Below are 13,342 nucleotides of genomic sequence, written 5' to 3'. Positions count from 1 at the left end.
ATGATTAAAACTGCCAAATTTTTCTGGGAAGTTCTGAAAGACACCTTTACAGAATGGAACAATTCTTCCGCATCAAAAGATTCAGCAAGTCTTGCGTATTATGCCATCTTTTCTATCCCGGGATTATTGATCATTATTATCTGGGTACTTGGAAATTTCTTTGGGGAAGAAGCCATTCGCGGGCAGATCAGCACACAGATCAGTGGTATAATGGGCCCGGATGTAGCGAAAAGTATTGAAGGTATGCTCGCTGGTGCTTTGATTGACAAAAAAAATATTTTTATGAAGGCAGTAGGGGTCGGATCATTGGTTTTCGGTTCTACGACACTTTTCTTTCAGCTTCAGCATTCATTAAATACACTTTGGGAAGTAGAAGCTGCTCCCAAAAAGGCATTAGTCAAATTTTTACTGGACAGGGCGAATTCTCTAGGAATGATCCTAATTTTAGGATTTCTTCTGATGATCACCATGATCTTATCTTCTCTGATCAGCCTTTTTAATACGATTATCACCCAATATTTTGGTTTTGAAACGTATATGCTGGTAGAGTTTGTCAACTTCGCCGTCGGCTTTGGTCTTGTGATGCTGTTATTTGCTTTGATGTTTAAAGTACTGCCCGATGTTTTAGTCAGCTGGAAACCGGTATGGAAAGGAGCATTTCTGACGACTGTTTTATTTACCCTAGGAAAGTTTTTATTAAGTCTTTATTTTAACCAGGTAAAACCTACTTCAGCCTTTGGCGCTGCAGGAACAGTCATTCTGATTATGATGTGGATCAATTATTCCTGTATGCTGATATTCTTCGGCGCAGAATTCACTAAAGTCTATACATATAAAAAAGGCTATAAAGTTACACTTTCCAAACATGCACGATGGACTCCTGCCAAGCTGTATGCGGATAGTTTGAAACAGATGCATGGCGAGTCTGATAAGACATAAAATGCGGGATTCGAGGTTCGGGATTTTGTGATGCACGATTCGAATTGGTTAGTATGAGAACCAATTAATTGATATAAAAAATCCTCCTGAAGTTTCAGGAGGATTTTTATTTTACATTCTGTTTACGGTTCCGATTCCCAGTAACTCTAACGATTTTTTGATCGTCTTTGCTGTGAGATCTGAAATATTCAAACGGAATTGTTTTACGTTTTCATCTTCCTGATTCAGAATCGGGTTGTTCTGATAGAAAGAGTTGTATGCTTTCACAAGATCGTATACATAGTTGGCCACTAAAGCCGGGCTTAAAGTTTCCGCTGATTTAGCGACTACAGTTTTAAAATTGGTCAACTGCATGATCAATTCTTTTTCAGACTGATTTAATTCAATATCCGCTGTTTCTGTCTGAAAAGTACCTGCTTTAGACAATAATGACTGAATACGCGCATAGGTATATTGAATAAACGGCCCTGTATTTCCATTGAAATCAATACTTTCTGCAGGATTAAATAGCATCTTTTTCTTAGGATCTACTTTAAGCATGAAATATTTCAACGCTCCCAATCCTACTGTTTCATACGATGCTTCTTTCTCTTCATCTGAAAGGGTTTCTAATTTCCCTAATTCCTGAGCCTTGGATTTTGCTGTTTCATACATTTCCTGCATCAGGTCATCTGCATCCACTACGGTTCCTTCACGGGATTTCATTTTACCTTCGGGAAGCTCTACCATCCCGTAAGAGAGGTGGAATAACTGATCTGCCCATTCATATCCTAGTTTTTTCAGGATTTTGAATAAAACCTGGAAGTGATAATCCTGTTCGTTTCCTACAGTATAGATCAGTTTCTGAATGTTATTTTGCTTAAAACGCTCAACTGCCGTTCCAAGATCCTGAGTCATATAGACTGAAGTACCGTCTGAACGAAGTAACAGCTTCTGATCAAGACCTTCATCGGTAAGGTCACACCAAACAGAACCGTCTTCTTTCTGATACAAAACGCCTTTATCCAACCCTGCCTGAATAAGATCTTTTCCTAAAATATAGGTATTGCTTTCATACTGAACCTGGTCAAAGTCAACGCCTAATCTTTTATAGGTTTCATTGAATCCTTTATAAACCCATGAATTCATTTCCGCCCAAAGCGCTCTTACAGTTTCATCTCCATTTTCCCAATCCAACAGCATTTTCTGAGCTTCCTTCATTACCGGAGCATCTTTTTTAGCCTGCTCTTCTCCTACCCCTTGTTCTACAAGCTCTGCAATTTCTTTTTTATAATTTTTGTCAAATTCTACATAATAGTTTCCAACAAATTTATCTCCTTTGGTATCGGTTGTTTCAGGAGTTGCTCCGTTCCCGAATTTCTCCCATGCCAGCATAGATTTACAGATATGAATACCTCTGTCGTTGATGATCTGGGTTTTAATCACATCATATCCGGCCTCTTTTAAAATCTGAGCGACTGAGAATCCTAACAAATTATTTCTGATATGCCCTAAATGCAATGGTTTATTGGTATTCGGTGAAGAATATTCTACCATTACCGTGGCATTTTTCTTTTCTATAGTGGAAAAATTCTTGCTTACAGATCTGAAGTTGCCCACAAACAGCTGGTTTTTCACTTTAACATTCAGGAAACCTTTCACTACATTAAAGCTTTCGAAAAGTTCCGTCTGTTCTGTTAACGCTTCACCTAATTCAACCCCGATACTCTCAGGATTTTTCTTCAATTGTTTGACCAACGGGAAAGTGACAATAGTAAAATCGCCCTCAAATTCCGTTTTATTTTCCTGAACTTCCAGTTTGATGTCTTTTACCTGATACACATTTAAAATAACCTCTGAAAGTTTTTCTTCTATAATATCTTTAATATTCATTTGTTCATACTTATTTTTCAAAGGCCACATGTAATAGCCCGCATTTCATTTCAAAATTTTGAAGTACAAATATACGGAAAGAGTTCGGTAACAATTACCGAACTCTTTTATTAATTCATAAACGTTATTCCTTTAGCTTTTAAGCTATAGAGCTATTAATAACATTTGTCCGGATTGTAAATTCTACAAGGTCCATTTTCTGTATACTGACAAGTTCCTTCCGGACAACTCTGTCCTGGTTGGGGAACCCATCCACCTGCAATTTTTTTTAATTCTGATTTCGATAATTTTTTTAGATTTTTCATAATAATACTTTTTTAATTTAGTTGTAAAGGCTGTAAAAGTCTCATTAGACCAATATAATAAATAAATATGAAATAAAAAATCAATTAAAAAAAATAATCTTATATATTTATTCAACCGATATCATTGACCTTACGTTATAATTACAAATAAAAAAACCGCCCGAAGGCGGTTTATATAAGGATTATTGTTTAACAAAAACTAAAATTGCATTATCATTTCCAGGTGTATCATCTAAATCTTTAGAATTATCTGAAATTCTTAACTCAAAATCATCAAATGACTGAACAGTTCTCTTTAATGTTTTTACAGTTCCTGCCTCACTATAAGTTAGTGTTAAGCTACTATTATCAAAGCTCCACTTACCACTGTAAGATTCAGCAAGGCCACAATTACCGGAATTAACAAGATTGTACCTTTCATAAACACCTGAAAAATCTGTATTGATTGATATTTGGCCCTTTTTCTCACACTCATTTAACAAAATTGTCTTTCCTCTAAATTCATATTTATATGGTTTCCAATTTCCAGTGATGACACTGTCTTCTATAATACTATTATCATCATTGCTAGAAGAACATGAGGTAACAACCATAAAGAGAAAAACCCCTATAAAAAATTTTATATAACGCATTAGATTATTAATTCACAAATTTATTTTAAATATATAAAATTAAAATTTATCCCAGAATAGTTTTGTTGTCGCCTTGTCACCACCGATTTTACTAGCAGCGGCATTAACATTTGCTCCATTTAACACATATTCCTGATCAGAATAAGGCATTCTATATGGTACTGAAGACAAGTTAGATTTTGGCGGATTTACAAGAGCCGGATAATCTAAACGTCTTGTAAAATTCCATGCAGCAAATCCTTTATTGAACATAGCAATCCATGCCTGAACTCCGATTGACTGTTTCCAGTTAGCTGCATTATAAGGGTTAGCAATAAGATATGATGCAATGCTAGTATCTGAAACACCATTTTCTTTCATAGATGCTGTTACTGCAGTAGCATACAGATCTGCTGCTGTGCCACCTGCTGAATATCCTCTAGCTGCTGCTTCAGCCTTAAGAAAAGCTACTTCTGCATAACTTAATAAATTTGAAGCTGTTGTAGATGATCTGAAATAATCGTTTAAATGAGAAAAATCACTATATGGGTCGTTTAATTCACCAAAAACACCTCCCTTATAAACTCCACCAACTTTTGTAAACCATTTATCCATTCTTGGATCCGAAAGGCTATTCATAGTATTGATAACTAATTCACTAGGAACAAAATCATCTCTGTTAGAAGCTACAAGATTATCGAAAACAGGATTTGAAAATGTATTCCCATCATAGGCAAATTTATAGGCTTCCTCTTCAGAAGAAATTACACCTCCTACAATTGCTGATTCAACAGTTGCTTTTGACAATGTTGGGTCAACATCTGCTAAGTTTATTCCCAGTCTTAATTTCACAGAATTGGCAAATTTCACCCACTTATTCATATTTCCAGAGTAGACTAAATCACCAGAACCATACCCTTTTGCTGCAGGTTTTACTGTAGCAATGACTGCATCAATTCTTTTAATTAAATCTATATAAATACTTTTAGCATCATCATATTTTGGTGTCAGAATCTCATTAGGCTTAAAAGCTTCGGAATAAGGCACATCACCAAAAGTATTAACCAAGTTTTCCCAAATGAAAATCTCTTCAATTTCTAATGTTGCTAATTTGTTTGTACGAACATCATTAGTTTCCACTTCTGCTTTAAGATTTTCTTTTGCCTGTCTGATATTATTGATGCTATATACATACATCCTGTTAAAATGATTTCTAGGCTGATTTCTGGTTACCAAATCATACTGTGTTTCCTGAGGATATTGCCCTTCTGCCCATTGCTGAGTAAAAAAACGATAATTATTAAAATTCACACTAGGATTGTCCATATAATAAGAAGACTGGAATAATGCCGTAGCTAGTAAATTTTCTGAAGGTAAAATCGATGGATGCTTAGGATCTTCATTCAAAGAAGTCAGATCACTTTGACATGATACCAAACTTGCAGATATAAATATGCCAAATAAGGCAGTTTTTAATATATTTTTCATTGTTGATTTTTTAAAATTTAAATGTAACATTTACTCCAATATCTCTTGTTGTTGGCATAGATCCAATTGACCATCCATAAGAATTAATTCCTCCACCAATCATAGCCTCCGGATCAGCATATGGAAGATTTTTGTGAATGATCCATAAATTTCTACCTACAATAGATATTTTCGCATCATAAATTTTAGTTCCAGCCAATAAAGATTTAGGAAGCATATAACCAATGCTAGCCTCTCTTAGCTTAATAAAAGATCCATCATATACAAATTCTTTTGCCGGCTGGGTTTCATACCCATAGTTACTTCCAGTTGAAAACTGTGACAATGCTATATTATTAGGAGTTCCATCTGGCAAGACTCCAGGAAGTATAACATCCTTATCTCTGTAATCGCCAATAGCAGTTTCTTTATAAAGCCCTGTATCCATACCATAATACATATCCGTTGAGAAAATATCTCCACCTTTACGCATATCAATTAAGAAACTTAAAGAGAAGCCTTTATAGCTAAAGGTATTTCTAATGCCTCCAATCCAATCAGGAGTAGTATTACCTATAATTTGATTTGAATTAGTTTGATAAATTCCTGTGTCAGGATCAATAACTCTCTGTCCATTCAAATAGACATAATCACTTCCGATTAGAGTTCCCCAAGCTTCTCCTACTCTTGCATTCAGAGAAACTCCTCCCTGGAAGCTGTTCAGAAGAAGGTTCGTAATTCCAGGATATAGACTCACAACTTCGTTTTTATTTTTAGACCAGTTGGCATCAATATTCCATGTAAAATCTTTCGTTTTTATTGGCACCAATCCTAACTGAACTTCAAACCCTGTATTATCAATTCTCCCTGCATTAATAACTTTACCAGTATAGCCTGTTCCTGAAGAAACAGGAAGTGTGATAATCTGATCTATGGTTTTCGTTTTATAATAAGCAAAATCAACTGTTATTCTATCCTTTAGGAAATGTGCTTCTGTACCTACTTCAAATTCTTTAGACCTTTGAGGTTTTAGATCTGGATTGGCTTGATTCAAAATTGAACTATATATTCCTACACCTGATAAAATCCCCGCAGATCTATAATTATTTGTCAGCATATAAGGATCTGCAGTACCTCCTACTTCTGCGTAGTTTGCTCTTAATTTCCAGAAATTCATCCAACTCTTAGTATCTAAAATTTCCGACATGATTAGAGATCCAGTTACTGATGGATAGTTATATACATTATTACCAGCCGGCAGCGTTGAACTTTGGTCAACTCTCCATGTTCCATCTATATAAAACTTTTTGAAAAAATCAAATGATGCTGTGATATACCCTGAATTAGTTTGTGTGGTATACTCACTCTCATCTGATGCCAATGGAGCTTTTTTAGAATTTGATAGTGCATAAATTCCAGGAACAACTAATCCTCCTTCAGTTGAGCCATATACAGAATTAAAATAATTCCTTCTAATATTTCCACCTAAAACTCCTGAAACATTAATGTCATCAGTAATGTCAAATTTATAATTCACCATTAAATCATAATTTGTCTCAGTTCTCAGCACATCACGTCTTGCATAACCAGAAGATACGTCATTTCCTGATTGTCCAAAAGGCTGAGCTATAGATCCAACAGCTACTCTATTCTCTGCAAAAAGATTTGATCTGTCATAAGATACCTTACCTGTTACAGAAATATTATCTAATAAATCATAAGTTAATTGAGCATAGGTAAAATTTCTATGTCTTTTATCACTTGTATAATTTTGGTATGCTTGGAAGTATGGGTTATTCCAATATGCCGGAGCCCCATTAGAAGCAGACTTTCTGTTCCATGTAACATTCCCATAATTATTCGCTGCACTAGCAATACTAGGATTAACGTTAGCAAAATAAGCCCTTTCAAGATCCTTTACATCTACGTTAGTTTGCCACCATTGTCTGAAACCTGTAACTGTATTATCGCTATATCCAGTTATACTACGTCCTTTTGTATCCTGTAATGTCATTGTAGAATAGAAAGAAGAATGTAATTTAGAAGTCAGATCATAATTTACTTTTAGGGAAAAAGTATTTTTATTAATATGGGAGTTAGGCATAAGACCATCTGACATCATATTGTCATATGTAAAACTGATATTTTTACCCTTTTCACCCTTTTCTAATGTTACAGTATTCGTATATGTAGCAGGGTTATTAAAGAATTCAATCGGCCCATTTTTAGCTGCAACCCAAGGAGTAGCTTTGCCATAATTAGGAGATGTTGGATCAAAAGAATCCCATTGATATACCAACAAATTAGGGTCAAATTTTGGTCCCCAAGAAGCATCTGCTCCAAAATTGGCATTATTTAAGCCTCCAGGGCCTTTAGAACCAAATTTTTGAGAATATCCAGCTCCATATCTAGTCTGATATTCCGGAAATGTTGATTTATCAATAAAGCCAACATTTACTGAAGATGATAAAGTAACACCCCATGAACCATCATCTTTTCCTTTACCATTTTTAGTCGTGATAACAATAACACCATTTAGACCTCTTTCTCCATATAAAGCCGATGCTGCGGCACCCTTTAATACGTTAATTGATTCTATGTCTTCCTGATTAATATCAGATAAGGCGTTACCGTAATCAATTGATTTCTCTTGTGTATACGTATTATTAACTGGTGATCCATCAATTACAATCAATGGATTCCCTCCTCCTAATGTTTTAACACCCCTGATAAGCAAATTTGCTGATCCACCAAAGTTATTGTTGGTAGTAACATTAAGACCGGCTACCTTACCAGATAATTGAGCTCCAATGTTACCTGTGTTTGTTGTTCCATCAGAAAGAGCACTTGCTTTAATCTCCTGTGAGGCATATCCCAAAGATTTCTTTTCTCTCTTAATACCAAGAGCGGTTACGACCACGCCCTCGATCTCTTTTGTTTTAATAGTATCATTCTTTTGCTGGGCATTTGCAACAGCTATAGAAGAAGATAATACCAAAACAAGAAGACTTGCTGTTAGTTTCTTCATATCAAATTAATTTTGTACCCTACAAATTTGTAAAACTTTCTTAATACCACAAAGCAAAAATTAAAAAAAATATATTTATTTTAATTTTTTTAAATAAAAACAGCAAAGTAAGTATTAAAATTAGTTAAAAATTAAATATTTAACAAAAAGCAATTAATTAAACGTTAATTACCTTTAAGAAATAATAACAATCATTTAAATTGATATTATCTATAGTAATAAAAACCGAACAATTTGAATATCAATAGCTTGTAAAATATAAAAATAAAAACAACCTTTAACTTAACACTTATACTATGCTAAGCATATTTTTATATATACAGAAAAAATAGACCTAAAAATAAAAAAAACCGCCCGAAGGCGGTAAAATATATTAAAAATTTGTAAGATTAGTTTTGATTCCAAAAAGGTGTATATTGATTTTTACTAAATACAACATCACTAGCAATGTTTGGTACATTTGCTGAGTTTGTTGCAAATTCAGAATTAGGATAAACCAATCTATATGGTCTTCTTGATTTTACAGCATTTACAGCCAAAGGATTATAAGGAAGTTCTGTTCTGTTATACTCAATATACATTTCAGTAGGATTCACATTAGTAAGAGCCAACCATTTTTGAGTCATAATTGCTTCCATTTTTTGTGCATCAGTACCTACCCACCCTAAACCAGGCCTTGTAGAAATATTCGTAATATAGGTACCCATATTTACTGGGGTAACTCCTATCCAAAGACCTGAAGCAATAACCCCATCATTGAAGGCAGTCTGACCGCCAGTAAATAATGCAGGATATTTTAACGAAGCTTCTGCCAGCAATAGTTTTGCTTCAGCTAAAGACATAATAACTCCCCCTCTCGCATTAGATGCATTCAGAACACCTGTAACATTACTAACCGGAGTACCACCTGAAAAATTTCCAGCAGCAAGTTTTGACACATTTTGGTTATCCGTTGGAGCACCAGGCTGGCCCGAAGTTGCACCCTGCCTTACACCTTTTACTTGTCCTACACCATTATACGTTATACTAGTAAACAATCTAAATCTACGAGGATCGACAAGCCCATTAAATTTCTGATATTGTGGTGCAGAATTCCCTAAGTTATTACCATTTAAAGCAATCGCCAAGTGTTCTGAAGCTGTAATTACAATATGGTTCTGAACCTCGGTAGGAGTAGAATTATAATAATAATTAAAAGCAAATGGATTTAACTTATCATTATTGGCAGTAGAATAACCAGGTTTTTCAATCACATCAGAGCTTATTAGATCTGCTCCCATATGAGAACTAGCACTTAATGCAGCAAGATGTCCATCACGATAAGCAGCAAGATCACCTGTTACTTTTGACATTCTTAATAAAAATCTGAGTTTCAAAGTCTGAGCAAAAGCTTTCCACTTATCCATATCGCCACCAAAAACAATATCCTTTTCCGCCGGATTTACAGCATTATCTTCTTCTGCATCGATAAGAGCTACCGCTTCATCAAGATTACCAATAAGGGATTTATAAATATCTACATCCTTATCATATTTAGGAGCAAGGTTATTTTGTCCTTTAAATGCTTCTGTATAAGGGGCGTTACCGTAAAGATCAACGATATACTGCATATAGAAAGCTTTCATTACTTTCGCCATAGCAATATAATTATCTTGAGAATGATTACCGTTCGGATATCTTTCTATTACCACAAAGTTATTGACATTCTGATAGATATTATCCCAGATACCATCATAAAATTGGCTATTAACTGCTGATAAAGAAAATTCGTTTGGATACAAACCACCATAATGATATACATCTCCCGCCCAGGAGTTCATCATTAAATTACCAAACTGCATCATATCACCTGCCTGCGCTCTGTAAGACTGAGCGACAGCACCCGGAAAGATCAATTCTGGGGTTATATTCTCAGCGTGGATAGAATTGGGATCTTCATTAATATCCAGATAATTATTACAAGATGTTAATGATGCTACCACAATAAGTGATGAGATTATATATTTAATTTTATTCATTTTTAGAATTTTAGAAAGTTATGTTAAAGTTAAAACCAAAGTTTCTGGCTGTAGGATACTGGCTTACAGCTAAGCTTGCTCCTGTTTGCATTTCTGGGTCGCCGAAGTTTCTATTGTCTTTTGCATATACTACAAATGGATTTCTGGCATAAACACCAATGCTCATACTATTAATAAAAGTGCTTGCTAATACTGATTTCGGAATAGCATAGCTTAAGGCAATCTCTCTAATTTTTAAAGCAGTACCATCGATTACGAATTCTTCAGCAATATCACTTCCATAGTTGGTTGTAAAGTAGTTTACTGTACCTGCATAACTAGCATCATCCCCTACCGGCGTAGTATTTGGAACATACACAGGGTTAGAAGCTGTACCTGTATTCTGAACAGAATTAGGAATAATATAGCCGTTAGAACGGTTAAAATCAGCTTGTTTCTCCAAAGTACCAACATAAGACATAAGGTTTTTAGCTTCAGAAACAAAGCTGTTTCCAGTTCTGTAATCAGCCACTGCACTGATGGTAAATCCTTTAATTCTGATAGATGTACTGAAGGCTAGGATATAATCAGGATCCAATTTACCCAACACTTTATATTGGCTACTTACTACAGGAATACCAAGATCATCCACAATGATTCTTCCTTCCGGATCTCTCTGATATGCAGTTCCCATGATAGTGTTTGCACTTCCTCCTAAAACAGCATAAAGACCAGCAGGTATTCCCTGACCTGAAGCTCCTCTAGGCACACTTAAAGCACCGTTATCTAAACTTGTTACAATAGATTTATATTTTGAATATGAGCCTTTCAAATTCCATTCAAAATCTTTAGACTTAAACGGAGTTACACCCAATTCTAATTCAAAACCTCTGTTTCTCATAGATCCAGCGTTATCTAATACATTACTGAATCCTGTTGCATTTGACACACCACTATTGGTAATCAAACCATCTGTTTTAGTCTGGTAAACAGACCCATCAAAAGTAATTCTGTCTTTCAAGAAACCTAAACTCAGGTTAGCCTCTAGAGTATTGTTAAATTCTGGTTTAATATCCTGTGACACTGGCGTTCTATTGATAATATAAGATGAAAGGGTTCCGAATGGGAATCCTGTTGGGAAAGTTCCAATCTCATCCACAGCATAGGCATCGAGTACAGAGTTACCTGTTCTGGTAAAACCTCCACTTACTTTTGCATAAGTAAGAATATCTCCGTTTGATAAATTTTTAAAAGCTTTTGTCGGAATGAATGATACCCCAGCAGAATAATACGAATATCCATCATTTCTCAAAGGCCTTTTTGCTTCTCCTACTGCAGGTGTCTCATGAATACTTAACGCAGATGATTGTTCATATCTATAAGTTGCATTTAGGAAAAGGTAATCCTTATATCCTAAATCCAGGTTAGAAAACCATGCTACACTTCTCTTCCTCATTTTACCATTTTCAAGGTCATACCAAGGAGTAGCATTCAGTACATTCTGAATATTATACCATCCTGGAATTTGCAGATTTGTTCCACCAACCTGAGAATAATCTTCTTTTGTGTCCTGAATGTTATTACCTAAGTTAAATTTAAGATTTAAATCATCAGTTAAATCATAATTAAAATTTAACATCAAGTCTCCATAATATCTCCAGATTTTATTAACCGTCTTATTGTAAGCAGAAGTAATAGCTGTCGCACCATAATCAAGATAATTTGTACCATCATAAGCTGTACCTGTACCATTATATGTTTTGGCTTCGTTAGGTCCATATGCATCAGTATGAGTCTCAATTACATTAGATATTGTTGACATATTACCAGTATAGGTTAAACTGATATTTTTGTTAAACTCATATCCTAAAGATACAATACCATTAAAAGTAGTCGTATTATTATCATTACGTAAATGATCTCTTAACCAATATGGGCTACGGGCAAATGCTGTCCAGTGGCCATCCATTCCCCCTGCCTCATATGCTCTAACATCAATATTCGTTGGGGTCTGAATAAGCTGTCCGAAAAGGTTTCCACCAGTTTGAGAAGTATTTTGATCAATAAAATTAAAAGTAGCATCAATTCTTAATTTCCCAAGTTGCTTACCTCCTTTATAGAATACAGTATTCCTTTTCAGATTATCTCCCTTAATCATAAACTCATTTTCAACTCTGTTGAATGACAGGAAAGAATAAGAGTCTCTTCCTCCGACATTCATTGAAATCCCATTCTGAATCAAAACCCCATTTCTGAAGAATTTATCAGCATTGTTTTTTCTAGGTGCATATGGACTATAGATTAGACTACCATCAGCTTGTGGAAGACCAGCGATTAATGACTGACCTCCAATTTGAGGATCATTATAAGCAGGTCCCCAACTTCCGTTTTCATAAGGCACCCAGTTTGTTCCTCCATATTCAACATCACTGAATTCAGTTGGTTCACCTGTCCATCCCTGTCCGTAAAGCTGCTGACGGATAGGAGTTTTATAAATTGTGGATACATCTATAGAAGATGTTAGCGTAAACTGTATTTTTTCAGACTTAGACCCTTTTTTAGTAGTTACTACTATAACTCCATTACTTCCTTTTTCTCCATAAAGTGCAGACCCTTGCTGGCCTTTAATAACGTTTACACTTTCAACTACTTCAGGTGGTAACTGTTGAAAAATACTCAGTGTTGATATTGCACCATCTATAACAATCAATGCTTCATTATTACCTGAAATAGATCTCGGCCCTCTAATAGTTACCTTTGCTTGACTATTAACAGAGTTACTAGTTGTATTAATCTGTAGTCCTGGCACTTTACCTGTCAAAGCCTGAGCTGCATTAGGGTTCACTGCCTGATTGAGTTCTTTAGTATCAATAACTTTATTACTCGTAACAATTGCATCCTGTCTTTTTTTAAGACCGAGAGCACCCGTAACAACAACCTCACGGATATCAGTAACTTTTAAAGTATCACCTTGCGTATTTTGCGCACTCACTACTCCAAAGGAGGCAGTTAAAGCTATCGCTAAAATACTTGTAGTTAATTTCTTCATGTCTAAAATGATTATTTTTATTGCCTACAAATATGTGAAACTTTCTTAAAATCAGCAAGTAAAAATGTTAATTT

Annotated in this window: 8 protein-coding genes; 1 reads left to right on the top strand and 7 read right to left on the bottom strand. The window is 35.0% G+C overall.

The features are described from left to right. Positions 1–939, top strand: coding sequence for a YihY/virulence factor BrkB family protein (locus tag LIV57_RS14905; protein ID WP_227943278.1), 939 nt, complete (start codon positions 1–3; stop codon positions 937–939). A gap of 111 nt (positions 940–1,050) precedes the next feature. Here the strand turns inward: LIV57_RS14905 and argS are convergent, their stop codons facing one another. From argS to LIV57_RS14875, 7 genes are all read right to left on the bottom strand, one after another. Further along, a complete protein-coding gene (gene argS, locus LIV57_RS14900) occupies positions 1,051–2,811 on the bottom strand; it encodes an arginine--tRNA ligase (protein WP_227943277.1) in 1,761 nt (586 codons plus the stop codon). A 155-nt stretch (positions 2,812–2,966) separates the two neighbouring features. Further along, entirely contained in the window at positions 2,967–3,116 is a 150-nt protein-coding gene (locus LIV57_RS22985; RefSeq protein WP_330743303.1) for a bacteriocin-like protein, read from the bottom strand. A 182-nt stretch (positions 3,117–3,298) separates the two neighbouring features. Next, positions 3,299–3,748 carry a lipocalin family protein gene (locus LIV57_RS14895; protein WP_227943276.1) on the bottom strand — a complete coding sequence of 150 codons (450 nt, stop codon included), beginning with the start codon at positions 3,746–3,748 and terminating at the stop codon, positions 3,299–3,301. A 39-nt stretch (positions 3,749–3,787) separates the two neighbouring features. Then, positions 3,788–5,215 (bottom strand): SusD/RagB family nutrient-binding outer membrane lipoprotein, encoded by a 1,428-nt coding sequence (locus LIV57_RS14890; RefSeq protein WP_227943275.1) that lies wholly within the window; start codon positions 5,213–5,215, stop codon positions 3,788–3,790. A 10-nt stretch (positions 5,216–5,225) separates the two neighbouring features. Further along, positions 5,226–8,222 carry a SusC/RagA family TonB-linked outer membrane protein gene (locus LIV57_RS14885; protein WP_227943274.1) on the bottom strand — a complete coding sequence of 999 codons (2,997 nt, stop codon included), beginning with the start codon at positions 8,220–8,222 and terminating at the stop codon, positions 5,226–5,228. A 389-nt stretch (positions 8,223–8,611) separates the two neighbouring features. After that, positions 8,612–10,240: a SusD/RagB family nutrient-binding outer membrane lipoprotein gene (locus LIV57_RS14880; protein ID WP_227943273.1), complete on the bottom strand. Its 1,629-nt coding sequence runs from the start codon at positions 10,238–10,240 to the stop codon at positions 8,612–8,614. Between the two features lie 10 nt (positions 10,241–10,250). Further along, positions 10,251–13,211, bottom strand: a complete 2,961-nt coding sequence (locus LIV57_RS14875; RefSeq protein ID WP_227943272.1) for a SusC/RagA family TonB-linked outer membrane protein — start codon at positions 13,209–13,211, stop codon at positions 10,251–10,253. Between the last annotated feature and the right edge of the window lie 131 nt (positions 13,212–13,342).

The sequence above is a fragment of the Chryseobacterium sp. X308 genome (genome assembly GCF_020733145.1).
Classification (GTDB): Bacteria; Bacteroidota; Bacteroidia; order Flavobacteriales; family Weeksellaceae; genus Chryseobacterium; species Chryseobacterium cupriresistens.
The sequence above is the reverse complement of the archived record's forward strand: the minus strand, read 5'-3'. Positions and strand labels throughout refer to the sequence as shown.

Bases quoted from the DNA above. Each gene is read 5' to 3' on its own strand.
- LIV57_RS14885 (WP_227943274.1), bottom strand. From the start codon at position 8,222: ATGAAGAAACTAACAGCAAGTCTTCTTGTTTTGGTATTATCTTCTTCT.
- LIV57_RS14895 (WP_227943276.1), bottom strand. From the start codon at position 3,748: ATGCGTTATATAAAATTTTTTATAGGGGTTTTTCTCTTTATGGTTGTT.
- LIV57_RS14880 (WP_227943273.1), bottom strand. From the start codon at position 10,240: ATGAATAAAATTAAATATATAATCTCATCACTTATTGTGGTAGCATCA.
- argS (WP_227943277.1), bottom strand. From the start codon at position 2,811: ATGAATATTAAAGATATTATAGAAGAAAAACTTTCAGAGGTTATTTTA.
- LIV57_RS14890 (WP_227943275.1), bottom strand. From the start codon at position 5,215: ATGAAAAATATATTAAAAACTGCCTTATTTGGCATATTTATATCTGCA.
- LIV57_RS14905 (WP_227943278.1), top strand. From the start codon at position 1: ATGATTAAAACTGCCAAATTTTTCTGGGAAGTTCTGAAAGACACCTTT.
- LIV57_RS22985 (WP_330743303.1), bottom strand. From the start codon at position 3,116: ATGAAAAATCTAAAAAAATTATCGAAATCAGAATTAAAAAAAATTGCA.